26 protein-coding genes, 1 other RNA gene and 1 pseudogene are annotated in these 26,179 nt (G+C 62.7%); 13 read left to right on the top strand and 15 right to left on the bottom strand.

Going from position 1 to position 26,179, the window contains the following annotated elements; genetic code table 11:
* Positions 1–31: 31 nt before the first annotated feature.
* Positions 32–1,534 (bottom strand): catalase, encoded by a 1,503-nt coding sequence (locus tag YWU_RS0102425; protein ID WP_051259931.1) that lies wholly within the window; start codon positions 1,532–1,534, stop codon positions 32–34.
* Between the two features lie 250 nt (positions 1,535–1,784).
* On the opposite strand from YWU_RS0102425, the gene YWU_RS14730 reads away from it, so the two are divergent.
* From YWU_RS14730 to YWU_RS0102410, 3 genes are all read left to right on the top strand, one after another.
* Complete coding sequence (locus YWU_RS14730; protein ID WP_051259930.1) at positions 1,785–2,384, top strand: RNA polymerase sigma factor; 600 nt, start codon at positions 1,785–1,787, stop codon at positions 2,382–2,384.
* A gap of 73 nt (positions 2,385–2,457) precedes the next feature.
* Complete coding sequence (locus tag YWU_RS0102415; RefSeq protein ID WP_205618278.1) at positions 2,458–3,567, top strand: endonuclease domain-containing protein; 1,110 nt, start codon at positions 2,458–2,460, stop codon at positions 3,565–3,567.
* A gap of 286 nt (positions 3,568–3,853) precedes the next feature.
* On the top strand, positions 3,854–4,402 hold the full coding sequence (locus tag YWU_RS0102410) for a dihydrofolate reductase family protein (RefSeq protein WP_027019211.1): 549 nt from the start codon (positions 3,854–3,856) through the stop codon (positions 4,400–4,402).
* 69 nt (positions 4,403–4,471) lie between these two features.
* Here the strand turns inward: YWU_RS0102410 and YWU_RS0102405 are convergent, their stop codons facing one another.
* Positions 4,472–5,503 (bottom strand): aspartate-semialdehyde dehydrogenase, encoded by a 1,032-nt coding sequence (locus YWU_RS0102405; RefSeq protein WP_027019210.1) that lies wholly within the window; start codon positions 5,501–5,503, stop codon positions 4,472–4,474.
* 129 nt (positions 5,504–5,632) lie between these two features.
* A complete protein-coding gene (locus tag YWU_RS0102400; RefSeq protein WP_027019209.1) occupies positions 5,633–6,898 on the bottom strand; it encodes an aspartate kinase in 1,266 nt (421 codons plus the stop codon).
* 207 nt (positions 6,899–7,105) lie between these two features.
* On the opposite strand from YWU_RS0102400, the gene YWU_RS14725 reads away from it, so the two are divergent.
* On the top strand, positions 7,106–8,026 hold the full coding sequence (locus tag YWU_RS14725; RefSeq protein ID WP_051259929.1) for a DMT family transporter: 921 nt from the start codon (positions 7,106–7,108) through the stop codon (positions 8,024–8,026).
* Here the strand turns inward: YWU_RS14725 and YWU_RS0102390 are convergent.
* Complete coding sequence (locus tag YWU_RS0102390) at positions 7,955–9,124, bottom strand: hypothetical protein (RefSeq protein WP_027019208.1); 1,170 nt, start codon at positions 9,122–9,124, stop codon at positions 7,955–7,957. The genes YWU_RS14725 and YWU_RS0102390 overlap by 72 nt on opposite strands.
* Positions 9,125–9,411: 287 nt before the next feature.
* Between YWU_RS0102390 and leuA the strand changes: the two genes are divergently transcribed.
* From leuA to YWU_RS18745, 6 genes are read left to right on the top strand one after another with little or no spacing between them, the layout of a single operon-like run.
* On the top strand, positions 9,412–11,253 hold the full coding sequence (gene leuA, locus YWU_RS0102385) for a 2-isopropylmalate synthase (protein ID WP_027019207.1): 1,842 nt from the start codon (positions 9,412–9,414) through the stop codon (positions 11,251–11,253).
* Between the two features lie 6 nt (positions 11,254–11,259).
* On the top strand, positions 11,260–12,330 hold the full coding sequence (locus tag YWU_RS14720; RefSeq protein WP_034646798.1) for a BRCT domain-containing protein: 1,071 nt from the start codon (positions 11,260–11,262) through the stop codon (positions 12,328–12,330).
* 55 nt (positions 12,331–12,385) lie between these two features.
* Positions 12,386–13,684, top strand: a complete 1,299-nt coding sequence (locus YWU_RS0102375; protein WP_084141595.1) for a MurT ligase domain-containing protein — start codon at positions 12,386–12,388, stop codon at positions 13,682–13,684.
* A gap of 11 nt (positions 13,685–13,695) precedes the next feature.
* Positions 13,696–14,445, top strand: coding sequence for a type 1 glutamine amidotransferase (locus YWU_RS0102370; protein WP_027019205.1), 750 nt, complete (start codon positions 13,696–13,698; stop codon positions 14,443–14,445).
* 40 nt (positions 14,446–14,485) lie between these two features.
* Entirely contained in the window at positions 14,486–14,893 is a 408-nt protein-coding gene (locus YWU_RS18750; RefSeq protein ID WP_169718869.1) for a LysE/ArgO family amino acid transporter, read from the top strand.
* Positions 14,848–15,153, top strand: coding sequence for a LysE/ArgO family amino acid transporter (locus YWU_RS18745; protein ID WP_169718868.1), 306 nt, complete (start codon positions 14,848–14,850; stop codon positions 15,151–15,153). Before YWU_RS18750 ends, YWU_RS18745 begins: the two co-directional genes overlap by 46 nt.
* A gap of 43 nt (positions 15,154–15,196) precedes the next feature.
* On the opposite strand, the gene YWU_RS17350 is transcribed toward YWU_RS18745, so the two are convergent.
* From YWU_RS17350 to ffs, 10 genes are all read right to left on the bottom strand, one after another.
* Complete coding sequence (locus YWU_RS17350) at positions 15,197–15,712, bottom strand: GyrI-like domain-containing protein (RefSeq protein ID WP_051259925.1); 516 nt, start codon at positions 15,710–15,712, stop codon at positions 15,197–15,199.
* Between the two features lie 143 nt (positions 15,713–15,855).
* On the bottom strand, positions 15,856–16,503 hold the full coding sequence (gene recR, locus YWU_RS0102355) for a recombination mediator RecR (protein WP_027019204.1): 648 nt from the start codon (positions 16,501–16,503) through the stop codon (positions 15,856–15,858).
* A gap of 7 nt (positions 16,504–16,510) precedes the next feature.
* Complete coding sequence (locus YWU_RS0102350; protein ID WP_027019203.1) at positions 16,511–16,855, bottom strand: YbaB/EbfC family nucleoid-associated protein; 345 nt, start codon at positions 16,853–16,855, stop codon at positions 16,511–16,513.
* A 78-nt stretch (positions 16,856–16,933) separates the two neighbouring features.
* A complete protein-coding gene (locus YWU_RS0102345) occupies positions 16,934–19,735 on the bottom strand; it encodes a DNA polymerase III subunit gamma and tau (RefSeq protein ID WP_027019202.1) in 2,802 nt (933 codons plus the stop codon).
* 9 nt (positions 19,736–19,744) lie between these two features.
* Entirely contained in the window at positions 19,745–20,548 is an 804-nt protein-coding gene (locus YWU_RS0102340) for a suppressor of fused domain protein (RefSeq protein WP_027019201.1), read from the bottom strand.
* A 56-nt stretch (positions 20,549–20,604) separates the two neighbouring features.
* Positions 20,605–20,925, bottom strand: coding sequence for a transcriptional regulator (locus tag YWU_RS14705; RefSeq protein WP_034646795.1), 321 nt, complete (start codon positions 20,923–20,925; stop codon positions 20,605–20,607).
* A complete protein-coding gene (locus tag YWU_RS14700; protein ID WP_051259923.1) occupies positions 20,922–21,356 on the bottom strand; it encodes a hypothetical protein in 435 nt (144 codons plus the stop codon). The genes YWU_RS14705 and YWU_RS14700 overlap by 4 nt, the downstream gene beginning before the upstream one ends.
* Before the next feature lie 97 nt (positions 21,357–21,453).
* Entirely contained in the window at positions 21,454–22,725 is a 1,272-nt protein-coding gene (locus tag YWU_RS0102325) for an aspartate aminotransferase type Ic (RefSeq protein ID WP_027019200.1), read from the bottom strand.
* A gap of 95 nt (positions 22,726–22,820) precedes the next feature.
* Positions 22,821–23,414 (bottom strand): dihydrofolate reductase family protein, encoded by a 594-nt coding sequence (locus YWU_RS14695; RefSeq protein ID WP_051259922.1) that lies wholly within the window; start codon positions 23,412–23,414, stop codon positions 22,821–22,823.
* A gap of 222 nt (positions 23,415–23,636) precedes the next feature.
* Positions 23,637–23,735: signal recognition particle sRNA small type (ffs, locus tag YWU_RS17825), an RNA gene on the bottom strand.
* A gap of 102 nt (positions 23,736–23,837) precedes the next feature.
* On the opposite strand from ffs, the gene YWU_RS0102315 reads away from it, so the two are divergent.
* The 3 genes and pseudogenes from YWU_RS0102315 to YWU_RS0102305 all read left to right on the top strand — a co-directional run bounded on the left by YWU_RS0102315 (position 23,838) and on the right by YWU_RS0102305 (position 25,544).
* Positions 23,838–24,266 (top strand): helix-turn-helix transcriptional regulator, encoded by a 429-nt coding sequence (locus YWU_RS0102315; protein WP_027019199.1) that lies wholly within the window; start codon positions 23,838–23,840, stop codon positions 24,264–24,266.
* Positions 24,267–24,359: 93 nt separating this feature from the next.
* Positions 24,360–24,769, top strand: a pseudogene (locus tag YWU_RS17820) (VOC family protein).
* A 115-nt stretch (positions 24,770–24,884) separates the two neighbouring features.
* Entirely contained in the window at positions 24,885–25,544 is a 660-nt protein-coding gene (locus YWU_RS0102305; RefSeq protein ID WP_027019197.1) for a DedA family protein, read from the top strand.
* On the opposite strand, the gene YWU_RS0102300 is transcribed toward YWU_RS0102305, so the two are convergent.
* Complete coding sequence (locus YWU_RS0102300; protein WP_027019196.1) at positions 25,534–26,163, bottom strand: histidine phosphatase family protein; 630 nt, start codon at positions 26,161–26,163, stop codon at positions 25,534–25,536. The two genes, YWU_RS0102305 and YWU_RS0102300, sit on opposite strands and share 11 nt — an antisense overlap.
* Positions 26,164–26,179: the final 16 nt, after the last annotated feature.

The following is a 26,179-nucleotide window of genomic DNA, read 5'->3' as shown; positions in this document are numbered from 1 at the left end:
GAGCGAGGGGAACGTCGGGAAGCTCTATCTTTTAGGCCTTGTTCTCCTGGAACCGCTTCTTGACCTCAGAGCCGAGCCACTCATCCACGTTGGTCCAGTAGATGTAGCACTTCTCCTCGACCTCCGGGCTCACGCCGTCCATCGCGCGGGCGATGTTGCCGGCGAGACGATCCCGAGCCTCATCATCGAGGACTTCACGGACGAGAGTTCCGGCCTGGCCGAAATCATCATCCTCAGAGTGATGGATGTACGCGCCGCGGAACGGCTCCTCACCCTTGGCAGCCCACAGGCCGAGATCGCCACCGTCCAGAGATTCCTGCGAACCGCGACCGGCAATGTTGGAGCCGTGGACCGGCAGGCTCGGATCCGCGAAACGGTACGCAGCCGCGCCATCCTGCGAGAACGTATTGACCTGCTTGATCGGGCTGTTCACCGGGAGGTGCTCAGCATTGGCGCCAACGCGGTGACGGTGTGCGTCCGCGTACGAGAAGGCGCGAGCCAGCAGCATCTTATCCGGCGAGAAACCAATACCAGGGACCAAGTTCGACGGCGCGAACGCAGCCTGCTCGATCTGCGCGAAGAAGTTCCGCGGGTTCTCATTCAAGGTGAAGTGACCAACCGGGATGAGCGGGTAGTCCTTCTGGGACCAGACCTTGGTGATGTCGAACGGGTTGAAGCGGTAATCCTCCGCCTCGTCGAACGGCATGATCTGAACCTTGACGTCCCAGGTCGGGTAGTCGCCGCGCTCAATGGCCTCGAAGAGGTCCTGGCGGGAGTGGTCGGTGTTCTGACCGACGAGCTCCTCAGCCTCTGCATCAGTAAGGAACTCCCAGCCCTGGCGGGTCTTGAAGTGGTACTGCACCCAGAAGCGCTCACCCTCAGCGTTAATCCACTGGTAGGTGTGCGAGCTGAAGCCGTCCATGTTGCGCCACGTCTTCGGGATACCGCGGTCACCCATCAGGTAAGTGACCTGGTGTGCGGACTCCGGGGACTCAGTCCAGAAGTCCCACTGCATGTTGGCATCACGCAGGCCGGTGTCCGGCAGACGCTTCTGAGAGTGGATGAAGTCCGGGAACTTGATGCCATCGCGGATGAAGAACACCGGAGTGTTGTTTCCGACCAGGTCGTAGTTGCCCTCTTCGGTGTAGAACTTCAGCGAGAAACCACGCACATCGCGCCAACCATCAGGGGAACCCTGCTCGCCGGCGACGGTCGAGAAACGCGCAAGCATCGGAGTCTTGGTGCCCGGCTGGAAAAGTCCAGCCTTGGTGTACTTGGAGACATCCTCAGTGATGGTGAGTTCACCGAATGCTCCGCCACCCTTGGCGTGCACAACTCGCTCCGGGATGCGCTCGCGGTTGAAGTGCGCAAGCTTTTCCGTCAGATGCATGTCATGGAGGTTGATTCCACCCTGCGGGCCGGTGGTCACTGAGTGCTGCTCGGACGGTACCGGTGCGCCATTGAGGCGGGTGGTGTCACCGTTGGAAGTGCCTGTATCCAGACCCTTGTTCGCGATGTCCTTGGAGGAAGTCATGGGTTTCTTCCCTTTCTAGGTAGCTGGCGAGTGGTGCAAATGGGATGGGTCGCCGAAAGCTCGGCGGCGTCTCTCGATCCGGAAATGACCCTAAAAACGACGGGTTGAGCCGGGGCGGGCTGACAGTTAACACGGTACCCCTCCTATCAATAACCGTCAATAGAGCGTGGCTTTCTATTGATTCAATGACGATCGGGATCGCCTATCGAACGAAAGTGGGAGCTCCACCTGGACTGCTACCCTGATCTGCATGACCACCGGCAGGGACGACGACCGCGTCACCGAGCTGGCGCTCCGCGCTGGCCGCGGTGACAAGGCTGCCCTGACCGAGTTCATCCGCCTGACGCAAATGGACGTCTGGCGACTACTGGCACACCTGGCCAACCCCGACGTCGCAGATGATCTGACCCAGGAGACCTACCTCCGCGTGATGGGTTCACTGCCCCGGTTTGCTGCCCGTTCCTCCGCTCGCACGTGGCTACTATCGCTGGCGCGGCGCGCCTGGGTCGACTCGGTCCGCCACGACATGGCCAGGCCCCGGCGTTCCGACGTCGACATCGACGACGCCACCCAAGACTCCGACACCGGCTCCTCATGGGCCGAACTCGTTGACGTGCGACTCATGCTCGAGCAACTCGACGATGACCGCCGCGAGGCCCTGATCCTCACCCAGGTACTCGGCTACTCCTATGCGGAGGCGGCAGAGATCTCTGGTTGCCGGCTCGGAACAATCCGCTCGCGGGTGGCCCGCGCCCGAAAAGACCTGGTTGCTGCGACCTCTGGTGGCGCTGGCGAGAGCAACGGCGCAGCCAAGACCCATCCGGGCCGCGGAGCCGAAGAAGCCGGATAGGTTATCCACAATCGAACGGCATTTCATCCGCCGTTCAGCAGGAGTTCTTCGCCTACCGATAGCTCTGTGAGGTGTGAACACACCACAGAGATCCGATAATCGCCCTGAACGCCTGAGTCGGACGCAGGTGCCGGTGTGGGAAGGGGACGTCGGGAAGCATCAGTTGGGAATTCGCGTGGCATTCCCCTACGACGCCGCGACTCGGAAACAACTGAAACAAGACACCGCAGAGCGCCGCCTCGTCGAGCTCTGGACCGGTTGCTACTTCGACTTCATAGAATGGTTCGAGTACCACAACCGCGATAAATACTGGCTGACCTGCATCGCCGTCGCACTGAAATATCGAGGGCGATTCCTGTGCGAAGATGCCGCGATCGCGACCCACCGCCTGCCGCAACCGCGAATACCCGCAAAGATCGTGGTGGGATCGACCAGGTGTAAGAAGAACTCGACACCTGGAGAGACCTGGCTTGGGGCGCTCGTTCACTGTCGATACCGCCAGGTTCCGGAGGAGCACATCGTGATGGCATCGGGCGTCGCCGTGACATCCGTGGCATGGACCGCGGCCGCGATCATCTCCCGCCTGCGTACCGACGACGACTTCGCCTTCTACTACGGACTCATGGTCGTCGAAGCAGCCATGTCCCGGGGAATTACGAAAGACGCAATCCAGGAATGCGCCATGAAGAAAGACGGAAAACGCCGAGGCCCCCTAGTCACCAAGGTTCTGGACAACTCCACCTACGGATCAGAAAGTCCTGCCGAGTCCTATATGAGAGGCCTACTCATCTCAGCCGGCTTCCCACGATTCATCCAACAGGCGAACATCTTCAACGACAAGGGCGAGTGGGCTGGTCGGGTCGACTTCCTCTTCCCCGAGTACGGGCTGATTATCGAGGTCGACGGGGAGATCAAGTATCGCGGTGAGGATGTGGATACGCAGTATGTGCTGCGGAAAGAGCGTCGGCGGGAAAATGGGTTAGCGAACCTCGGGTACAGAGTCATCAGGATCCGCTGGGCAGAGATGGAATCCCGGGAGGCCCTCGAGATCATCGCCGCTGCACTGCGGGCCCATCCAAAGGGTGCGCTGACGCCTAGGGGTTTCGCCGAGCAGGCGCCGGGGATCTGGGTGGACAATCGGACGCGCATTAAGTGGCTGACGGAACGGCGTAAGAAGGAGTGAGCGCGCTGCGGAGATGGTACCGGACGTGGTTCCGGGGATAGTGCCGGGCATGGCGGATTCACTCTGCCCCCCTTTCGTTTTCGGCCGGCGACACAGAACCCCCTTTTGATACTGGGCCTGATTTATTGAAACCCGCCTACCAGTGCATTTGCGAAGGGGCCTGATTCAAAAAGGGGTTTCCGTGTTCTAGGGCGAAAATGGAAAGGGGGTGGGTTCAGAGTTACGGGAGTGAATAGGTGGCGGGGACTTCCGAGGGGGATGTCGAGGAGCGTGGAAGACTGTGCCCATGACCGTCATCTACGCCACTGCGACCACTGCCAACGGATTCCTGGCGACGCCGGACAACTCCCTCGACTGGCTCTTCGCCATCGAGGGCGAGACGCCCGAAACCAAACCCCTCATGGAAGCGACGACCGCGCTGGTGATGGGATCGACCACCTTCGAGTGGCTGCTCTCGCAGGAAGACCTGCTGAACAACGCAGACCTGTGGGCTGAATACTTCGGTGAGCGCACAACCTTCGTCTTCACCAGCCGGGAGCTGACAGCACCGTCAGGCGCGGACGTGCGGTTCGTCTCCGGGGATGTGGCAGAGGCATTCCCGAGCATCCGCACTGCCGCAGGTGACGGGACAATCTGGGTCCAAGGAGGCGGAGATCTCGCCGGCCAATTCCTCGACGCCGGCCTTCTGGACGAGATTGTTCTGCATGTGGCGCCAGTGTTCCTCGCCGCAGGTCAGCCGCTACTGCCCCGCAATGTCTTCACCGATGATGTGGAACTGGTCTCTGCAGAGAAGATCGGTCAGTTCGTCGAAGTCAAGTACCAGGTCAAGCGCTGACACACGTCCGCCCCAGTTCCCACTGTGGGAACCGGGGCGGATCGGCAGTCGGCTAACCGACGCCGAAGTCTAGACCAGCAGCTCGGCGATCTGGACCGTGTTCAGGGCCGCGCCCTTGCGCAGGTTGTCGCCGGAGACGACAAACACCAAGCCACGGTTACCGGGGACGGACTGGTCCTGGCGGATGCGACCCACCAGGGAGTCGTCACCACCGGTGGCGGCGAGGGGGGTGGGGACGTCGACGAGGGCGACGCCGGGGGCGTCGGAAAGCAGCTCGGTGGCCTTCTCCGGGGTGATGTCCTCGGCGAACTCGGCGTGGACGACCAAGGTGTGGCCGGAGAACACCGGCACGCGAACGCAGGTGCCGGCAACAGCCAGGTCCGGCAGCCCCAGGATGCGACGAGACTCGTTGCGGAGCTTCTGCTCCTCGTCGGTCTCGTTCAGGCCGTCATCGACAATCGCCCCTGCCAGCGGCAGTGCGTTGAAGGCGATCGGTGCGACGTACGGGCCGAAGTCCTCGACCTGCAGCTTCGAGCCATCAGTGGCCAGTTCCTCGGCGATGTCGAGATTTGCTGCGGCCTGCTCCGACAGAGCCTTCACGCCAGCAAGACCCGATCCGGACACTGCCTGGTAGGACGCGACACGCAGACGCTCCAGACCAGCGGCATCTGCCAGCGGCTTGAGAACCGGCATCGCAGCCATCGTGGTGCAGTTCGGGTTCGCAATGATGCCCTTGACCGCGTTGTCCTTATCGGCCGGGTTGACCTCGGAAACGATCAGCGGGACCTCGGGGTCCTTGCGCCATGCGGAGGAGTTGTCCACGACAGTCGCGCCAGCGGCCGCGAAACGCGGAGCCTGCTCGCGGGACATGGTGCCGCCTGCGGAGAACAGAGCAATGTCGATGCCCTTCAGGTCCTCGTCAGAGGTGGCGGAAGTGTCCTCCACGACGATGTCCTCACCACGGAACGGCAGGGTCGTGCCGGCCGAGCGAGACGAGGCGAAGAAACGAACCTTATCCGCCGGGAAGTTCCGCTTCTCGAGGATGTCACGCATCACGCGACCAACCTGGCCGGTGGCGCCGACGACGGCGATAGTGGTCATGGAAAACTCCTCTTCCCGGATTCTCGGGGGTTGCTCCGGTGCTAACCCGGAGGGTATTCGTTCAAAAACCGCAGATCAAGGGCGCACGCCACAGTGGCTGCGCCCAGGACCTGCACGAAACCGGATCAGTTACCGGCCGGTACCTGCGTAGACGACTGCCTCTTCGTCGCCACCGAGCTGGAATGCCTTGTGCAGTGCGGCGACTGCCTTATCCAGGTCAGTGTCGCGCAGCAGGACGGAGATGCGGATCTCGGAGGTGGAAATGAGCTCGATGTTCACTCCGGCCTCAGACAGTGCCTCGCAGAAGGTGGCGGTGACGCCCGGGTGGGACTTCATGCCGGCGCCGACGAGGGAGACCTTTCCAATCAGGTCGTCATACGTGATGTCCTGCCAGTCCTCCTTCTCCTTCAGCTTGGTCAGGAGCTCGACGGCACGCGGGCCATCTTCCTTCGGGCAGGTGAAGGTGATGTCGGTGCGGTTGTCCGACAGCTTCGACACGTTCTGGACGACCATGTCGATGTTGATCTCGGCGTCGGCAAGCGCACGGAAGAGCTTGCCGGCATAGCCGGGCTCATCAGCGAGGCCGAGAACGGTGATCTTTGCCTCGGAGCGGTCATGCGCGACTCCGGTGAGAACTGCTTCTTCCACGGGGATATCCTCCACTGATCCATCGACAAGGGTGCCGGGGTTGGTGCTGTACGACGAGCGAACACGCAGGGGAACGTTGAATGCGCGTGCGTACTCAACACAGCGCAGCTGCAGGATCTTGGCGCCGACGGCGGCCATCTCCAGCATCTCCTCGAAGGAGATCGTGTCCAGGCGCTGGGCGTCCGGGACGATGCGGGGGTCGGCGGTGTAAATGCCGTCGACGTCCGAGTAGATCTCGCACACGTCCGCCTCCAGGGCGGCAGCCAGAGCCACGGCGGTGGTGTCCGAGCCACCGCGGCCGAGGGTCGTGATGTCCTTGGTCTCGCGGTTCACGCCCTGGAAGCCAGCGACGAGGCAAATGTGGCCTTCGTCGAGAGCTTCGCGAACGCGACCCGGGGTGACCTCCACGATGCGCGCGTTGCCGTGGCGCTCGGTGGTGATCACGCCGGCCTGGGAACCGGTGAAGGACTGCGCAGACGCGCCGAACGATTCGATCGCCATCGCAACCAGCGAGTTAGAGATGCGCTCACCGGAGGTCAGCAGCATGTCCATCTCACGGGCCGGCGGGACCGGGTTGACCTGATTGGCCAGGTCGAGCAGTTCGTCGGTGGTATCGCCCATCGCGGAGCAGACCACGACCACGTCGTGCCCCTGCTTCTTCGTGTCGACGATTCGCTCTGCGACTCGCCGGATTCGTTCCGCATTCTCCAGGGACGAACCGCCGTACTTCTGTACGACCAATGCCATGCTCCGGGCTCCTCGCTTCTCGGAAACTTTTGTCAGTCAAGTGGCACAGGCCACCTCTGATTTCGCGTCAAGGATACCTTAGTTAAGGCTCGGGTCGCCGACCGCCCGCACGCAAGTTCCCGCTGACTGCAGCATGGCCGTCGCAGCCGGGACACCCAGTTGGCGAACCTGCCCGGCGAAGCGCACGTGCGTGGATAGAATTGGACCGTGTCCACGCAACTCATCGCGGTCCTTTTGGGCCTGCTGTCCGCCATGGCTATCGCCTGGGGAACCGTCGTTAGGCATCAGCTGGGCACCGTCGTGGCAGAGGGGCGAGGGACTGTCGCTGGGGTCGCCGCGGCGATTCGGCGCCCGAAGTGGTGGGCCGGCAGTGCGCTGGCGGTATCCGGCTATGGCCTGCAATTGGCAGCGCTCGGATTCGGTTCTGTGCTTCTGGTGCAGCCGTTGCTCGTGTTGAGCTTGCCGTTCTCTCTCTTCCTCGGGGCGAGGTTGTATAACCAGCGCCTGCCCATGGCGACTGTCGTGTGGTCGCTGCTGTTGTCGATGTCCGTGGCCGTGCTGGTGGTGTTTGGTAATCCGTTGCCGGGCCAGGATTCTCCGCCGTTCATTGTGTGGGCGCCCACGATGTTCGCGGGCGTGGCGATCTTCCTCGGCCTCTACGTCAGCGCTTCCACGTGGCTGCGCAATCACAAGGCGTTTCTGCTCGGAGTCGCGACCGGAGTGGTCTTTGGCTACCTCGCGATGTTCAGCAAGGCGCTGGTGGACGGCTTCATGGATCGCGGGTTGCTGTCGATTTTTGTGTCCTGGGAACTGTGGGGCTTGCTCGGCCTCATGGTCCTTGGCGTGACAACTCAGCAAGCAGCGTTCAACGCCGGCATGCTCGACAAGTCACTTCCCCCGATGACCAGTGCCGAGCCGGTCACCGCGTTCATCCTTGGTTACTTGGTCCTCGGCGAGCGCTTCCAGGTCGAGGGCCTGCTCGGCTGGATTGTCATTCTCGCGGCCACCGTTCTGATGGTCGCAGCCACCGTGCGCCTGCCCGTCGCGGATCGCCCCTCAGATCGCCCATTCGAACGCGGTCAGCATGTACCACCCGACCCAATTCCCCAGGACGATCCAACCCACTAGCTTCCCGACGCCCACTCCCCTCGGCACCCACCCCACAACCGGCGATGTAGCGGACCTTTTGTGTGATTCTTCCCTGATCATCAAACAGAAGACGATCAGTACCAGCGCGGATGCAAGAAGGAGCCTGGGCCGGGAGTGCATGAGTCCGTCGGAAAGCAATATCTGTGCAGCGACCACCCAGGAGAACAGCAGGACTGGCCAGGCATTGCCCCATAGTCGGAGCATCACCGGAAGCGACGCCAGCACCAGCGGCACCACTACCGCGATGACGATGAATGCTGAGATGGTGTAGCCGGTTTCTCGGGACGTGGTGAGTGTTTCGATGAGGAAGCGGACGGTGGCCAGGCCACCATCGACACCTGTATTCCACCCTCTGGACTGAGCCCCGAACCAACCGCCGACTTCTCGCAGGTGCGAGGAGGCCCACATCAGGTAGCCCACCCAACCCGCCGGTGAGACCGCCACCGCCAGCCATGCTTTCCAGTTCCTGCGGTCATGAACCAGCACCACCATGGCGAAGGTGAGAAATAGGGCAATCGCCGTCGGCCGGGTTAGACCAGCGATGAACACGAGCACACCGGCGCCCAACCATCGCTTGCGGATCATCAAAACCAGCGCCCAGGCAGCCAGTGCCAGGAACGGGCCGTCGGTGTACGGCATGAGAAAGACGATCGACATCGGCGCAGTGGTCACCAGGATGGACGCCGCGATCCGACCCCGCGGCCCGGCACCGGCAATGCGAGCCAGTTCCACCACCGCGAATGCCAAGGCCAGTCCGGAACCTGCCGCAATCACCGACCCGATGACGGCAGGATCGACCCCTGGGATCTGCGATAACGCACCAATCAGAAAGGGAAATGCCGGGAAGAAGGCCAGGGACTGCCAGTGGCCGGGTTCTTCCTCGATCTCACCGAGTCCGAAGTACCCCTGCTGGGCAATGTCGACCATCCACCGGGCGTCCCAGGCGAACAACCGTGCTCCCAGATCCGATCCATTGGCGGTGGCGAAGACGGACAAACCGGCTAATGCGACCAGCCGAAGCAGCAGGTAAACCCCCGCGACCGCTGCATATTCGCGCCTGCGGTCGGGTGCTCTCATCGGACTGTCCTTGGTGGTGGAACTGTGCATGGCTAGGTGGCGGGGAAGGGTCGACATGGAAAGTTCTCTCCATATATAGACGTAAATCACAAACGGGGGTGCCGACCAATAGTGCGGTCAGGTCGTTTTGAAGCCCCCCGGCTAACGGCTGTAGGCTACGTCACATGCGTACTGCTCTCCTGCTTCCGTGCCGCGGCGGGGCCAGTTAAGACCGGCTCCCCGTCGCGGGGTTTTTCGGCGCCGGTCACATGCACCACATTGACTACCAAGGAAGCTAAGACCACATCATGACCCCTTCAGACGCATTCATTTCCGCACCTGCCCGGGTAAGCAAGCCCGAAGGTGACATCCCCGCAGGACAGGCCGCCTGGAACAAGCAGCGCAACACCTCCATGGCTACCAAGCGCTACCAGCCGTACGACATTGAGGTTCAGGACTTCACGCTGCCGGACCGCACCTGGCCGGACAAGCGTTTCACCGTTGCCCCGCAGTGGTGTGCCGTGGACCTGCGTGATGGCAACCAGGCCCTGATCGATCCGATGAGCCCCGAGCGCAAGCGCCGCATGTTCGAGCTGCTGGTGCAGATGGGTTACAAGGAGATCGAGGTCGGTTTCCCGTCCGCATCGCAGACGGACTTCGACTTCGTTCGCGAGATCATCGAGGGTGGTCTGATCCCCGATGACGTCACCATTCAGGTTCTGGTCCAGGCCCGTGAGCACCTGATCCGCCGCACGTTCGAGGCCTGTGAGGGTGCGAAGAACGTGATCGTGCACTTCTACAACTCCACCTCGATCCTGCAGCGAGATGTGGTGTTCCGTAAGGACCGCGAAGGCATCAAGAAGATCGCCACTGATGCCGCAGAGCTGATCAAGGAGATCGCTCAGGACTACACCGGCACCAACTGGCGCTGGGAGTACTCCCCGGAGTCCTACACCGGCACCGAGGTTGAGTACGCCAAGGAGGTTTGCGACGCCGTCACCGCCGTGATGGAGCCGACCCCGGAAAACCCGATGATCCTCAACCTGCCGTCGACGGTCGAGATGATCACTCCGAACGTCTACGCGGACTCCATCGAGTGGATGCACCGCAACCTGGAGCGCCGCGACTCCATCATTCTGTCGCTGCACCCGCACAACGACCGTGGCACCGGTGTCGCCACCGCTGAGCTGGGATTCCTCGCTGGCGCCGACCGCATCGAAGGCTGCCTGTTCGGCAATGGTGAGCGCACCGGCAACGTCTGCCTGGTCACCCTGGGCCTGAACCTGTTCACGCAGGGCATCGACCCGCAGATCGACTTCTCTGACATCGACCTGATCCGTCGCACGGTGGAGTACTGCAACCAGCTGCGTGTCCCGGAGCGCCACCCCTACGGCGGCGACCTGGTGTACACCGCGTTCTCCGGCTCCCACCAGGACGCAGTCAACAAGGGCCTGGATGCCATCGCCAGCAAGGTCCAGGACGGCGCCAAGAGCGGCGACCTGACCGACGCGCAGCTGCGCAACCAGGTCTGGGAGGTCCCCTACCTGCCAATCGATCCGAAGGACGTCGGCCGTTCCTACGAGGCTGTCATCCGCGTGAACTCGCAGTCCGGCAAGGGCGGTGTCGCGTACATGATGAAGACCGACCACGGCCTGGACCTGCCGCGCACGATGCAGGTGGACTTCTCCAACGTGGTTCAGTCGGTCACCGACAGCGAGGGTGGCGAGGTCAACTCCAAGGCAATGTGGGACATCTTCGCCCAGGAGTACCTGGACCGCACCGCCCCGATCGAGGTCATCGCACTGACCGTGGACTCCCCGCAGAGCGAATCTGAGGAGACGAAGGTCAAGGCAAACCTGGTCTACCACGGTGAGAACATCACCATCGTTGGTGTTGGCAACGGCCCGCTGGCCGCTCTGGCTAACGCGCTGAAGGAACTGAACATCAGCATCGAGGTCGCCGAGTACGTGCAGCACGCCCGTACCGCAGGTGATGATGCCGAAGCAGCCGCTTACATCCTGGCCGAGGCCAACGGCCGTACCGTCTGGGGCTGCGGAATCGCCGGCTCCATCACGTACGCGTCGCTGAAGGCGGTTGTCTCTGCAGCGAACCGCGCCCTGGCCGCAGATCTGTCCCCGGCGGAGGCGTAACCGTCCGTGACTGATTCCACGGACAACCGGTCGACTCCGGTTGAGGATGAGGTGGGTGTGGAGTTGGAGACGTCGGGAAGCGAATTCCCGTACGTCGCCGCCGTGGTGCGTGCTTCGGGTATCCATCCGAAGTCATCGCGGATGGTCTCGCTCGGATTGCGAACCTTCGACGCCGATGGCACTACCGGGCAGACCTGGCACTCCACATTCACCATTGGTGAGGACCCAGGTCCGGTGCACCTGCACGGGCTGACCCCGGAGGACCTGAACGGGTCGCCGCGGTACGGCACGAAGCTCAATGAGGTCTCTGCGATCCTGGAGGGTCGGACCGTCATCACGCATGACAGCCCGATGACCTGGGGTTTCATTATCGAAGAAGCCAAGCGTGCGCGTCGGTGGGCCAACCGTGCTAACCGCAATCGTCGCGGTCACTCCGGCTCGCGCATCCGCGTGGGTCGGGTGCCAGCGCCGGAAACTGTGGTCGATACGTTGGCCACTGCTCGGCGTCAGCGGCAGATCCTCGACGATCGCCGGCTGTTTGCCGTCGCCTCGCTGTACGACGTTTCCGCACCCTCACCCATCGCCAGCATCGACAACGCGGATCTGCGCGAGTCGGATCGGACTCTTGAGGCAACAAACGTGCTCAAGGACCTGTTCCTCGCACAGAGCGCTGCCGATGAAGCCACGGTGATGAGTTGGACCAATGAGGACCTGCGTGCTGACTCCCTGGGACTGCAGCGATCCTCGGTACGCGTCGACGCGATCGAGGCTCCCCACCCGGAGAAAAACCCCGGCAAGTACAAGCCAGGTAAGTCACTGGCGACCGGCATGGTGTTCTGCGTCGCGCCGGAGCTGGAGTTCAGCCCCGACGAGATCATCGCCGCAGGTGTCGCAGCGGGGCTGACGTACACCGAATCGGTGACTCGCGACGCGTCGATCCTGGTGTGCAACCGACCGGTGGACGTGCCGGTGGAGGCACTGACTGGCAAGGCCATGCACGCAGAGCGCAAAGGCATTCCCCTGGTGAGCGATTCCGCATTCCTGCGGTTGACCGAGGATCTGCGGAACAAGGCCTAACCCCTCCGGTCGCCGCTGCATGGCGGGGACCGGGCCGTTGTCTACAATTCTCTGCATGAACGCGCGCAGCAGAACCGAGGACAATCCCGGGATGAGTCCCAAGACCCGTTTCGCGGCGACGGCCGCCCGGGCGGCGACCTGGGCGTCGCGCGCAACGGGCAAGGGCTCCGGCGGAATGATCGGTGGACTGATCGCGCAGAAGCTCGACCCGCGCATCCTCGCGGGCCTGGGCGGCGGCCGACCGGCAGCGATCATCACCGGCACCAACGGCAAGTCTACGACCACCCGGCTGATGGCTGCGGCGATGCGGACGACCGGAACCGTCGCGACCAATGATGGTGGCGACAACATGGACGCCGGTGTCATCTCCGCGCTGCTGGCCAATAAGAAGGCCCAGTCGCTCGTCCTGGAGGTCGACGAACTGCACGTGGCGCACATCGCCGCGGACCTGAAGCCGGAGACCCTCGTCCTGCTGAATCTCTCGCGCGACCAGCTCGACCGCGTCGGTGAGATCAACTCCATCGAGCGCGCCCTGCGCAAGGCGGTCGATGAGAACCCGCAGGCGACAATCATCGCTAACTGTGACGATCCGTTGATCACCGCGGCTGCCTGGGACGCGAAGAAGATCGTGTGGGTCTCCGCCGGTGGCTCCTGGTTCAACGATGCCTCCACCTGCCCGCGCACCGGAGGCGCCATCATCCACTCCGACGGTGACTGGTTCTCCAGCGAGAAGCTTCCCGAAGGCACCGAATTCCGCCGCCCCTCTCCCGACTGGGCTGTCTCTGATGAGGGACTGCTGTGCCCGGACGGACAGATTCGCACCCTCAACCTGACGCTGCCGGGCCGGGCTAACCGCGGCAACGCCGCGCAGGCAATCGCCGCCGCGGTCACCATGGGCGCGGATCTGGATACCGCGCTGACTGCTGTGTCCACGGTGGATTCGGTGGCGGGACGGTACTCGACTGTTCGCGTCGGGAAGCATGAAGTTCGGATGCTGCTGGCCAAGAACCCGGCTGGCTGGCAAGAAGCCCTGTCGATGCTCGACCGCAGCGCCGAGGGCGTGGTCATCGCCGTCAATGGCCATGTCGCCGATGGTGAGGACCTTTCCTGGCTGTGGGACGTGCAGTTTGAGGACTTCGGCGACACCGTCGTCCACGCCGCCGGTGAGCGCGGCACCGACCTGGCGGTGCGTCTGCTGTACGCGGACATCGAGCACGAGTTGACCAAGGACTCGCTGAAGGCCATCGCGGCCTGCCCACCGGGCCGGGTCGAGGTGCTCGCAAACTACACCGCGTTCCGTGACCTGAAGCGTGCCATCGAGAAGGGCGCGACGTCGGTCGCGCAGAACAACTAGGAGAGCCACCAATGACTGACAAGCTCACGATCGGACTGGTTCTCCCGGACGTCCTCGGCACCTATGGCGATGACGGCAATGCCCTCGTCCTGCGTCAGCGAGCCCGAATGCGCGGCATGGAAGCGGAGATCCGCCCCCTGCGCCTGGGCGACGCGATTCCGGACGACCTGGATGCGTACACCATCGGCGGCGGCGAAGATGTCGCGCAGATCCTCGCGGTCAAGCACCTCAGCAAGGACGGTGGCCTGGCCCGCGCGGCTGCCGCTTCACGCCCGATTTTGGCGATCTGCGCCGGGCTGCAGGTCCTTGGTGAGTCCTTCACCGCTGGCGGCGGCACCGTCGACGGCCTCGGCCTGATCGACGTGACCACCAGCCCCCAGAAGGCCCGCACGATCGGTGAGGTGGCCTCCGCCCCGCTTATCGACGGCCTCACCGACACCCTCACCGGCTTCGAGAACCACCTCGGCGCAACGGTCCTGGGCCCCGACGCCTCTCCCCTGGGTCGGGTCACCGGCGGCTCCGGCAACTTGGGCGACGACTCTGAACCTTCTGACCGCGTCGAAGGCGCCGTCCAAGGCAGCGTCATCTGCACCTACATGCACGGCCCCGCCCTTGCCCGGAATCCACAGCTGGCGGACCTCATCCTCGCCCGCGCCACCGGCGTCGCCATCAAGGATCTGCAGCCGCTGGAACTGCCGGAAATCGACCGTCTGCGCAGCGAGCGAATCAACTCCAAGCCGCGCCCAAAGTCGGAGCGATAGTCCCCGCGACCTGTATGTCCGCCCTTTGTACACTTCCTGGGTGGAAATCATCGCATCCGCCGCGATCCCGGGCTTCTTCACCGCACTAGCCCTGATCGCGGCCATTGGCGCGCAGAACGCCTTCATCATTCGTCAGGGCGTCGCGCGCCGCTACGTCACCGTTGTGGCGGCCTTCTGCATCATCTCTGACATCATCCTCATCACCGCCGGAGTCGCCGGCGCCGGAGCCCTCATTAACCGGCATCCGCGAGTCCTGGTCGCGCTGACGCTCTTCGGCATTGCGTTCATGAGCTGGTACGCCTACCGGTCAATCCGGGCGGCGATTGACCATTGGAAGGTGGCCCGCCGCCTCTACCGCGCTGGCGGCGACGGCTCAGCCGACCTCATGGCCTCCTCTGCCCCGTGGAGAAGACCCTCGGCGCTGTCATTGGCGGTATCGCCGCGGTGACCTGGTTGAACCCACATGCCTACCTGGACACGGTGGTACTCATCGGCTCCATCGCAGCGTCCTACGGCGACCTGAAATGGTGGTTCACGCTCGGGGCCATTGCTGCGTCCATCGTGTGGTTCGTGACTCTGGCAGCCGGCGCCCGCGGGATGTCCAAGTGGCTCGATCGACCGAAGTCGTGGGTCGTCATCGAGCTGCTAACCGCAGCAATCATGATTGTCATCGCCATTGAACTGGCTTTCGGCCTGATCAGCGGATAATCACTGATCTGTCCACCAGCGGTAAGAACTACCGCCCGTCGAACTAGCCCTCGTACGGCTCCTCGAACCAAGGATCGATCTCGAGGTAGAGCTTGGTGACCATGCTCTCCGGATCGACCTCCGGGCCTGGCTCGGTGAGGTAGACCTCCCAGATCATTTCACCGGGACGGTCACCATTCTGCTGGACTGCGGAGGCAAGCTTCGACCATGCGTCGGTCAGACCGGCGTACGTGCCGTGGTGCTCCAGGGTCGCCGCACGCATCGTCTCGAAGCGGTTGACGGTCACTCCCTCATGTCCACTGGCAGCAAGAGCACCCTCCACGGCCCGGGCACCGTCCTCACTGACGGGGAAACCCGCCAGTAGGTCAACGGTGTCACCGGGGGTGCCGTAGTACACCGTCATCGGTTCTCCCACCGGCTCCGCACCTGCACCGTGGATGGCGCCGATGGTCTCCCCATAGACACGGTCGAAGAACGCCGTGACTTCGTCCTCACGCATGGCAGCGCGTGATCCGACGATGAACTGCGGGGGAACCTCAATAATTTCGTGGGAGGGCATAGGGCGATTGTAGGTCGGTTCCGCCAAAAAATCACTCATTCGAAAAACGTTTTTGACCAGCGGTTTAGATGGCCATGAAGGTCGTAAAACAATAACTTTCTTGTATGCTCTACGACACATCAACAATCCGCCAAGGCGGTCACTTACATCTGTAAGCGCCCAGACAATGCCCGCGACAAAGTCAGCTCATCAACGAACTCCAAATCGCCACCCAAAGGCATTCCCGAGGCCAACCTCGTTACTGCCAAGTCCGGGAAATCCTTCAGCATCCGGCTCAAATACGTTGCCGTCGCCTCGCCCTCAGTATTGGGGTCAGTGGCAATAATGACCTCGGTGACGTCCGGTGAGGTCTGATTGACGGTTGGGTCGTCGATGGTCGGGACGTCGGGAAGCACGCCACCGATGCGCTGCAACAACGTACGGATGTTCAGTTCATTGGGCCCGATTCCTCCAAGCGGGTCCAATGCACCACCCAGGACGTGATAGCGACCGCGGAATTCACCGGTGCGCTCAATCACCTGAATGTCACGGGCTTCCTCAACGACACAGATCAGCCCCGCATCGCGCTTGCCATCGGCGCAGTACCGGCAGATCTCCTCCGCCGAAATATTGCCGCAGATACGGCAGAACTGAACGCCCTCGCGCACTGCGCTGAGAGCGTTCTGCAGACGAGTGATGTCCTCCGGCTCCACCTTCAGCAGGTGAAAGGCGATGCGCTGGGCAGACTTAGGTCCAACCCCAGGCAATCGGGACAGCTCATCGATCAGGTCTTGTAAGGGTCCTTCAAACACGTCAGTTCTAAAGTCCCAGGCCCGGCATGCCGCCGTCCATGCCACCGAAGCCCTGCGACAGCGGGCCCATCTTCTCTTCTGCCAGTTCAGAGACCTTGCGGGAAGCTTCTGCCAGGGCTCCAACGACGAGGTCCTGCAGGGTTTCCACGTCCTCCGGGTCGACAACCTTCGGGTCGATCTCGATGTCGTGTACCTGACCGGAACCGGCCATCGTGACCTTCACCAGTCCACCGGGTGCTTCGCCGACGACGGTGGAGTTCACGATCTCCTGCTGCGCTGCCTCGAGCTGCTCCTGCATCTGCTGTGCCTGAGCGAGGAGTGCTCCCATGTCGGGCATATCGGGCTGGCTCATGGTGTGTCCCTTCGATAGTGGATACTCCGGTCACGCCCGGCGTGGGGCGTGCGCGGTTACGCCGTGCATTCTACAGCGCTACAGCGGCTTCGCTCCGAGCTCCTTCTCGAGCAGTTCCATCACCACGGTCTTCAGGTCACGGGTGTCGCGCTGTCCGGGCGCGCCGGCCGACTGGAGGTACTCCTCTTCCTCGGCTGACATGGTGCTGACAGGTGCTGCGGCGGGGGCGGGCCCGGGGGCGGGGGCGGTGTTCTCAAACCCGCTTCCCGACGCTCCCCTCTCCACATCCCCACCCCGCACATTCGGAGCAGGATCTTCTGGTGGCGGCGCACCCTCGTCGTAGGGCTCCGGCGGAGGCGGCGGTGGCTCGTGATCCAAGGAATCGTCGTAGGGCTCTGGCGGCGGCGGAATGTCGTCGTCGGCTCGGCGCGAACGCGGCCCACCGGACTCGGACTGCAGCCTGCGCTTGACCTCATCGATCGCGGGAGTGCCACCGGTGGTGGAGTTCTGAGTCGGTCGAGTCGTCGGAGCCGGAGCCTGTGCAGCCGGCTGGGCCTGCTTCGCTTCCTTTGCCTTGCGGCGGCGCTCTAGGACCTTCTTGTACTCGGGGATGTTCTCCTCAGGCCCAGCAGCCGGTGGCGGAGCTGTCTTCTCAGACGGCTCTCTCGCGCCCTCCTGGGGGTCATTGCCAGCGTTGTCGGTGCCAGTGCCCGGTGCGTTCGACTGCCGCTGACGTGCACCGGAGCTCTGCTGCACTCCAACAACACACGTGACCTTCACCGTGATTCCGTGGACCTTTTCCACGGCCGTGCTCAGCTCCTCGGAGTATTCCGGGGTGTTCAGGCGATTGGCCAGAGCGCCCGTGCGGTGACCGATGGTGAGGGTGTCGCCGTCCAGTTCCAGCGGCACCGCAGCGCCAGCGAGAACGCGAACCGGGGTGGCGGTCTCTGGCAGCGCGGCCATGACATCCGCCCAGCTCTCACGCAGCCTCCCGACGTCCACCTGCCCCAACTCCTCAACAACCTCAGGAGCGGATTCAGCAGCTACATCGGGTATTTCTTCAGACGCTGCCTCGGGTACAGGCTCGGGAGCCGGCTCAGGCGTGGGCGCAGATACGGGCTCAGCTACCGGCTCTGGAGTGGGCTCCGGTTCGGCTTCGGGTTCCTCGGGAAGCCCCTCCGCTCTGCGGGTGGCGGCTTCCTTTTCCATCGCTTCGCGCTCACGCTCACGACGTTCCTGCTGACGCGCATATTCCTGCATCCGTCGAGAAGCCTCACGGGCTTCGCGAGCCTTTCGAGCAGTGCGCTCTTCGTCGGTCTCCTCCGCCTCCGGCTCGGCAGAGCCTTCGGCCGGAGCAGCAGGTTCGGGAGCCTGCTCGACCACGGGTTCAGGTTCTGGGGCAGCCTCTGGTTGCGGGGCGGGCTCTGGAGTGGGCTCAGCGACAGCGGCAGGCTGCGGCTCCGGCTGGGTCTCAGGTCGTGGCTCAGGCTGAGCCTCAGGCTGGGCCTGGGGCCGGGTAGCCTGCGGCTTTTCCTCAGCTGCGGTGCCACCGCGCAATTTCTGCAGTGCGGCGAGAGCGCGCTCTGCGCCCGCGCCCTTCGCACCGCCAGGTGCCGATCCGAAGGACGGCGAGGACTGCGTGGCCTGGGCGTCGGGAGCAGGAGCAGGTGCCGATGGGGCGCTGGAACCCTGCGCCGACGCGGCCGGGATTCCACGCTCGAGTGCTTCAAGTCGCTGAGCCAGTGCCTCGACGCTGTTCTCAGCGCCAGGCAAAAGCAGTCGTGCACAGAGAACTTCCAGCAGCAGTCGCGGCGAGGTAGCCCCAGCCATCGACTTCAGTCCCTCGTGCAGGACCTCTGCGTACCGGGTCAAGGCGGCAGGGGGCATCGCGAGTGCCTCCTGGCGGAAGATTTCGGTGCGGCTCTCATCAGAGACATCCACAAGCCCTCGCTCAATGCCATCCGGGACTGCCTGCAGCATGATCAGATCGCGCATGCGGTCCAGGAGGTCCTCGGCGAAGGTGCGCGGGTCATGCCCGGTGCGCACCATGCGGTCGACACACTCAAAAAGCTCAGCGCGGTCGCCACCGGCGATGGCGGTGACGGCGTCGTCGATAAGCGTGGCATCTGTGACACCGAGGATTCCTGCGGCCTCCGCGTAGGTGACCCCATCTTTTCCAGAACCGGCGATGAGCTGATCCAGGACAGAGAGCGAGTCACGAGGGGAGCCACCACCGGTGCGCACGACCAGCGGATACACCGCGTCGGCGACCTCCACGTGCTCTTCCCCGACGATCTTCTGCAGCAGCTGCTTCATCGTCTGCGGGGTGAGCAAACGGAACGGGTAGTGGTGGGTGCGGGAGCGGATCGTCGGGAGCATCTTCTCGGGCTCAGTGGTCGCGAAGATGAAGATGAGGTGCTCCGGCGGCTCCTCCACGACCTTGAGCAGGGCGTTGAAACCCTGCGTCGAGATCATGTGCGCCTCATCGATGATGAAGATGCGGTACTTGGCGTTGGCCGGATTAAACGCGGCTTGTTCGCGCAGGTCACGCATGTCATCGACACCGTTATGGGAGGCGGCGTCCAGTTCCATCACGTCGAGTGATCCCGCACCGCCTGGCGCGAGGGCGACACAGGAGTCGCACTTTCCACAGGGCTCCGAGGTCGGGCCCTCAACACAGTTCAGGCTCCGTGCCAGGATTCGCGCAGACGACGTCTTACCGCAGCCCCGCGGACCTGAAAACAGGTACGCGTGATTGATGCGGTTCGGTTCACCGTCGGCTCCCCGTGAATTGAGAGCCGCGGACAGCGGCGTGGTGACATGCTCCTGCCCCACGACCTCCGCGAACGTTGCCGGACGATACTTCCTGTACAGAGCCACGGAGCCAGCCTACCGCCGAGAGCGGTTCACGACAGAGGCGCGCCCCAGGTCCTGGACGTCCGCTCCGGCGTCGGAGAGAGCCTTCATCAGATCCATAACCCCGTGCTCCTGCGCGAACTCCAGCTCCTCATCGGTGATGGTGATCAGCTGAATGAGGGTGGTGACACGGCCGTTGGTGGGAGTCGGAACATCCTCGTGCAGTCCATGGTCATTGTCATGGACGTGGAGGTCATCCTGTGCCTCGGTGACCATGGGGGTTCCCTGGGGCCACACGTAGGGCACGATCAGCAGTCCATGAGGAGTGGTCATGTCGACAGAAACCCGCTCCCCTTCCTGCTCCATGTCATCAACTGTGTAGGTGACAACTTCCGGCAGCAGTGTGCCCGGCACGGGGTGAATCATGCCTCCGGATTCGGTGATCACGGTGGCAGCAGTGGCGACGATGTCGGCGATCGGGAAAAGCTCGTAGCCTGCGAAGAACAACTCGGCACGGACGTCCTGGCCTGAGTCGGACCGCAGCGTCGCATCGAAGCGGCTTAAATCCAGGGTGCAGCAGACTGTTTGACCGTCTGGCCCCATGTCATCGCCGTGCTCATTGGCCTCAGCAGCAGCGGCAGCTTCAAAGTCAGCGAGCTTGGCTGGCTCGTCCTGTGCGGACGGTGCGGGCTGTCGGAAGACCGCGATGGAAAATGGTTCGCCTAGTTCAGGTTTCGCCCTGCGGCCGCTACTGGGAAGAGATGCCTGGAGTTCCCACACATCCATCTTCCCGGGGAACAGCTGGTCGATCCAGTATTCGGTCTCCTGGTAGTTCACCGCTCCGACAATAGTCGGAAAAGGCGTTAGCCAAAGTCATTCCGCGGAACCGGTGGTCACTCCGCCCGAAGCCGTTCCTCCGAGGCGAGTTCGGCCGTTTCGACGATCGCCTTCAGGGCTTTCACATGCCCCTGGTAGGCGCGCTTGCCATCCCTGGTGAGCATGAGCCAGATCCGTCGCGAATCTTCCTCGGACCGGCTCTGGCGCACGTAGCCGGCCTCCACCAGCGCGGCGATCTGTTTACTCAGCGCGGAAGGGCTGAGTTCGATCGAGTCTCTGACCACTCCCATTTCCACGTACTCGGCGGCGTTGAGCATCGCGCAGATCCGCAGGCGATTGGTGGGGTGGATGACCGGGTCCAGGCCACCCACCGTCATGGCGACACGCTCCGCATGTGCGCGATGCTGCCGAGACTGAAGCTCACGACCGCGACGAATGCGCAGCTGAGGAACACCCAGCCCGGAGGCCCGAAGGATGCCAACAACAGGGACGCTATGACGGCAAAAGCGGCAACTGTCAGTCCATTACGAAAGCCCTGGCTGGTGGGTATCGCGGTCGGGGTGCCCATGCGATATCCGACGGTCATGTTCACCAGAATCAAGACAAGAGAAATCGCCAGCAGCACGGTACTGCGGTTGCCACCCTGCAGAACTGGGGTCAGCGCGATACCTCCGAGCAGCAGCGCATTAAGCGGATACAACCAGATCGGCCAGGGACGATCCCGGACCGCGTCGGCGGCGTCTTCGGCGGCACGCAGATCACGCAATGCTGCGTCCCGGATGCCATCGGAGTCGTTATTAGTTGCCATACTGGAAACTATACCGAGATAGTTTCCATAGTGGCAACAAAAAACCGACGACCCGGGTGGCTGGTCGTCGGCTGGGAACGTCGTAAAGCGAGGGTTTTTATCCCTCGAACTTCTCCGCCGCTGCGAGCAGGACGCAAGTGGCGACACCGTCCATGGCGGCCTCCAGCTCCTCGATCGGCGGCAGAGACGGAGCCAGACGAATATTGCGGTTGTCCGGGTCATTCTTCAGCGGGAAGGAAGAACCCGAACCAGTCAGCGCAATGCCGGCGTCCTTAGCGAGTTCGATCACGCGACGGGCGGTGCCATCGACAACATCGAGGGAGATGAAGTAGCCACCCTCCGGGCGGGTCCAGGTCGCCACGCCGTACTCCCCGAGGCGCTTGTCCAGGATCTCCAGCACGCGCTCGAACTTCGGAGCGAGAGACTTAGCGTGACGCTGCATCTGCTCGTAGACGCCATGGACGTCACCAAAGAAGTGGGCGTGTGCCAGCTGGTTGACCTTGTTCGGGCCGATACCGCGGATGCTGGCGTGGCTGACATAGTCGGCGATGTTCGCATCCGAGGAGTAGAAGAATGCGACGCCGGCGCCGGCCATCGTGATCTTCGAGGTGGAGGCGAAACCCCACACGCGGTTCGGGTTGCCAGCGGCCTCACAGAACTCCACGACGTTGTAGTTCACCGGGAACTCATCCGTCAGAGTGTGGACGGCGTAGGCGTTGTCCCAAATCAGGCGGAAATCAGGAGCGGCGGTCTCCATGGTGGCCAGGCGGCGCACAGTCTCTTCGGAGTAGGTGATGCCGGTCGGGTTGGAGAAGATCGGCACATTCCACATGCCCTTGATGGAGGAGTCTTCAGCGACGAGCTTTTCCACCACGTCCATGTCCGGGCCGTTCTCGTCCATCGGCACCGGGATCATCTCAATGCCAAAGTGCTCGGTGATGGAGAAGTGACGGTCGTAGCCTGGGACAGGGCACAACCACTTGAGGGAATCCTCCTGGTTCCAGGGGCGCTCAGAGTCCTCGGTACCGAACTGCATCGCCCAGCTGATCAAGTCGAACTGCATGTTCAGGCTGGAGGCATCGCCTGCGATGACCTTGCCCACCGGCAGACCGAGCAACTCGGCCCAGATCTCGCGGATGTCGGTGATGCCCTTGAGGTTTCCGTAGTTACGGGTGTCCTCACCGGAGGAGGTCTTGAACTCCGGCGCAGGCAGGCCGAGGAGCGCGTTGGCGAAGTCGAGCTGTTCCGACGACGGCTTACCACGGGTGAGGTCGAGGGCGAGACCCCTAGACTTCAGGTCCTCGTACTCCGCGGCGAAACGGTCCTTGAGCTGCGTGAGCTCTTGGGCATCGTAGGCATCCAGCTTCATCTGGTTCTCGACTTCCTTCGAGGTTGTACGGCCGTGGTACGGCTCCTGGCGGTCGATTTCCCACAGTAGTTGAGTGCGACCTAATCCTGCGACCACTAGGCCACTGCGGACAGCCGCCGTCTATCGCCGGGATACCCGGCAACGTTGTACTTGAGCTGAACTGTTCCATTGCCGAATCGTTGCTCGTGGGTCAGTTCCAACTCGATGCGCTGTTGCGGCAGCATCGGTTGACCGGCACCGAGCGCAACGGGACACACCAGCATGTGGATCTCATCGACCAGCCCGTGCTTGAGCGCCTCTGCTGCCAGCGTCGGACCGTCAACGGTGATCTTCAGGTCAGTCTCTCGCTTTAGCTCCCTGACTACCTGCGGATCGAACCGGCCAAGGACCTTCGTCCGTCCGGTATCCACGCTCACCAGCGTCGAGGAGTAGACGATCTTGTCGCGCTCGCGCCAGAGATTGGCGAACTCACGCGACCTCGGGGACTGGTTGGCGATCTCAGGGTCGGTCTCCCAGACAGCCATCATCTCGTACATACGGCGCCCGTAGAGCAGCGTCCCCACCTCGGCGAAGTCCGCGTTGACACTGTTCAACGCCTCTTCGCTCGGTTGTGCCCATTCAAAATCGCCGTGCACGTCCGCGACATAACCGTCCACCGACGTGATCATCGAGTACACCAGTGCGCCCATCTGATTGCCTCTTCTCCACCGCTGCTCCACCGCTCCCCTGCCGCGGCTCTGACCACCGATCAAACCAGCGGATCGCTATGGTCGCCACAACCTGGAACCAGGGTTCGTCTGGGCATGGGACCATCGATCGACGGTCGAATATCACGTGTGATCAGGGGATTCGGTATTCATGGGCGGGCCAGGAAGGCCTGCTGCACCAGGGCGCTGAATCAGCGCTACCGAAAAATAAGGGGGACCCCCGCACCCGACAGAGCTCGCTGACCCTTGCTGCATTCCTGCCCTGGGGGAGTTCACAAGATAATCGCCACGGGGGACCCGATGTGAGCGTACCGCGGAGGTAGAGAAGAAACAAAAAGAGTTGCTTCCCGACGTCCCTTTCCACACCTCCCCACCCCACTGAGGAGATTCTGCGAGAATCATCCCGTGCCCACCGATAACCCCCGCGACCACCACCTCCGCGAGATTGTGCGGCTTCGGAAGGTCCGTGATCGCATCGACCGGGAGTTCACTGAGGCACTGACCGTTGATGAGCTCGCTGCGGGAGCACATAAGTCAGCCGGTCACCTCAGCCGGGAGTTCAAAAAGACGTACGGCGAATCCCCGAACTCCTATTTAATGACGAGGCGGATTGAGCGTGCCATGACTCTGCTGCGCCGCGGTGACCTCAGCGTCACCGATATCTGCTTCGAGGTCGGATTCAATTCGCTCGGTACGTTCAGCACCAGGTTCTCCGAGTTGGTCGGGGTCTCCCCCAGCGTCTACCGGCGAGATCATTCGGCCGACGCCGCTGGAATCCCACCCTGCCTGGCCAAACGCATCACCAGGCCGATTCGGAAGCATCCACCGGTCTAGGCATCGCGGCTGCTCGCGGTGCCCTCACAGCACCGGCTCTAAGTGGTCAGGAATCAAGAAGTGGAACTGGCACGGCCGACTTAATCTTTCGGCATGGACATCTCAATCACATATGCCTTCCTTCCGCATACCGATGGCGAAGCCGCTCTCTCCTTCTACCGGGACCTGCTTGGCTTCGAGCTCCGCAAGGACGTCGGCTATGAAGACATGCGCTGGCTCACCGTCGGACCTGCAGGTCAGCCGGAAACCTCGACGGGCTGCACCCGCCGGCCATCGAGCCGGAGATCTCTGACTCCGAGCGCGAGGCGATCCTCAGCCTCGTCGAGAAGGCCGTCTACACCGGTGTGACACTCTCGACCGATGACCTCGACGGGCTGTTTGCACGCCTTGACGAGGCCGATGCAGACATCATTCAGTTCCCCACCGACCAGGACTACGGAGTTCGTGACGGCGCAGTCCGCGATCCCTCCGGAAACCTCATCCGCATCAACCAGAAGGTCTGACCACCAGCCTCGCAATACTAAAATCGACCAATCCTGAGGAATTCGCCGGAAATCCACACCTTCCACACTGGATTTCCTCACGCCATTGCCACCCCAGACCCCGTACATTCCTTGCATGACAAACGGAACGGATGGCCTGAGCGCCGTCTCCCAGTGGGCGGTCAACCTCATGGAGGCGCTCGGCGCACTCGGTGCAGGTCTGGCAGTTGCACTGGAGAACCTCTTCCCACCGCTGCCGAGCGAGCTGATTTTGCCGCTCGCAGGCTTCACCGCGAGCCAGGGCTCTTTCACGCTGCCGCAGGTGCTGGCGTGGACCACCACTGGATCGGTGCTTGGTGCGCTGGTTCTCTACGGTCTTGGAGCGTGGTTAGGCGCTGATCGCATCCGCAAACTCGTCGGAGCTGTGCCACTGATGAACGTCTCCGACGCTGACAAAACCATCGAATGGTTCAACCGACACGGCGCAAAGTCCGTGTTCTTCGGCCGGATGATTCCGGTCTTCCGAAGTTTCATTTCCATCCCGGCTGGTGTCACCCGCATGCCACTGCCAAAATTCATCCTGCTGACCACCGCAGGCAGCTTCATCTGGAACGCAGTGTTCGTCTACCTGGGATTCATCCTCGGCGAGAACTGGTCGCTGGTTGAGCAGTACGCCGGATTCTTCCAGTACCTCGTGATCGGTTCGGTCGTCATCGCCGTGTCGGTGTTCGTCACCCGCCGCGTTCGCAGCATTCGCAGCGCGCGCAGCGCTGCCTCCGCATCCATCACGGAATAACTCCGAGGGAGAGGAGGGTGCGGTTGTGGAAGGGGTTGGCGTCGGAAAGCGTAGTAATGCTTCCTTGCGCTAACCTCCACCCCACATACCCACACCCCTCAACTGGAATCCGCTGCCACGCTGCGATAACCCAGTTGGCGGTACCGCCATGGGTGACGATGATCCGGTGGGAGGCTGCGGTCTCCTCGATCTGAGCCACCGCCCGATAGGTCCGCTGGACCCACTGGAGTTTGGTCTCGGCGCCAGGAATGCCCTCATCGTGGTCCATGCGCTCATCCGGCGTCGCGGGATACGCCGGCGGGAACACAAAGCGCTCATCGAGCCACGCCTGGGGCTTACCCTCCGCGGCGCCGTATGACTTCTCCCGCAGATCAGCATTGACCTCCGGTTCAATCCCGAAGACCTGGGCGATTGCATCTGCCGTCTGAGAAGTGCGCCGCAGGTCAGAAGTAACCAATTGCGGCGTCACATCAGCGGGAATGACCTCACGAAGGTGGCGAGCAATCTGCTCAGCCTGCCGATGACCGCGCTCGGTCAGTTCCGAGTCATACCAACCACCGACGAGGTTTTCGACGTGATGTGTCGCTTCCGGGTGCGTGATGACGTAGACCGTTTCCATCGGCCAGAGATTACCT

This window comes from Corynebacterium sputi DSM 45148 (assembly GCF_000427865.1).
Taxonomy (GTDB): Bacteria; Actinomycetota; Actinomycetes; order Mycobacteriales; family Mycobacteriaceae; genus Corynebacterium; species Corynebacterium sputi.
Note: the sequence above shows the minus strand (reverse complement) of the source record. Positions and strands in the feature narration are given on the sequence as shown.

Excerpts from the sequence above, each read along its gene's own strand:
- YWU_RS0102300 (WP_027019196.1), bottom strand. The coding sequence starts at position 26,163 with ATGGAAACGGTCTACGTCATCACGCACCCGGAAGCGACACATCACGTC.
- leuA (WP_027019207.1), top strand. The coding sequence starts at position 9,412 with ATGACCCCTTCAGACGCATTCATTTCCGCACCTGCCCGGGTAAGCAAG.
- YWU_RS0102405 (WP_027019210.1), bottom strand. The coding sequence starts at position 5,503 with ATGACCACTATCGCCGTCGTCGGCGCCACCGGCCAGGTTGGTCGCGTG.
- YWU_RS0102410 (WP_027019211.1), top strand. The coding sequence starts at position 3,854 with ATGACCGTCATCTACGCCACTGCGACCACTGCCAACGGATTCCTGGCG.
- YWU_RS14705 (WP_034646795.1), bottom strand. The coding sequence starts at position 20,925 with ATGACGGTGGGTGGCCTGGACCCGGTCATCCACCCCACCAATCGCCTG.
- YWU_RS0102375 (WP_084141595.1), top strand. The coding sequence starts at position 12,386 with ATGAACGCGCGCAGCAGAACCGAGGACAATCCCGGGATGAGTCCCAAG.
- YWU_RS0102400 (WP_027019209.1), bottom strand. The coding sequence starts at position 6,898 with ATGGCATTGGTCGTACAGAAGTACGGCGGTTCGTCCCTGGAGAATGCG.
- YWU_RS17350 (WP_051259925.1), bottom strand. The coding sequence starts at position 15,712 with ATGCCCTCCCACGAAATTATTGAGGTTCCCCCGCAGTTCATCGTCGGA.
- YWU_RS14700 (WP_051259923.1), bottom strand. The coding sequence starts at position 21,356 with ATGGCAACTAATAACGACTCCGATGGCATCCGGGACGCAGCATTGCGT.
- YWU_RS0102325 (WP_027019200.1), bottom strand. The coding sequence starts at position 22,725 with ATGAAGCTGGATGCCTACGATGCCCAAGAGCTCACGCAGCTCAAGGAC.
- YWU_RS0102305 (WP_027019197.1), top strand. The coding sequence starts at position 24,885 with ATGACAAACGGAACGGATGGCCTGAGCGCCGTCTCCCAGTGGGCGGTC.
- YWU_RS0102425 (WP_051259931.1), bottom strand. The coding sequence starts at position 1,534 with ATGACTTCCTCCAAGGACATCGCGAACAAGGGTCTGGATACAGGCACT.
- YWU_RS14730 (WP_051259930.1), top strand. The coding sequence starts at position 1,785 with ATGACCACCGGCAGGGACGACGACCGCGTCACCGAGCTGGCGCTCCGC.
- YWU_RS0102370 (WP_027019205.1), top strand. The coding sequence starts at position 13,696 with ATGACTGACAAGCTCACGATCGGACTGGTTCTCCCGGACGTCCTCGGC.
- YWU_RS0102350 (WP_027019203.1), bottom strand. The coding sequence starts at position 16,855 with ATGAGCCAGCCCGATATGCCCGACATGGGAGCACTCCTCGCTCAGGCA.
- YWU_RS14695 (WP_051259922.1), bottom strand. The coding sequence starts at position 23,414 with ATGGGCGCACTGGTGTACTCGATGATCACGTCGGTGGACGGTTATGTC.
- YWU_RS0102390 (WP_027019208.1), bottom strand. The coding sequence starts at position 9,124 with ATGAGAGCACCCGACCGCAGGCGCGAATATGCAGCGGTCGCGGGGGTT.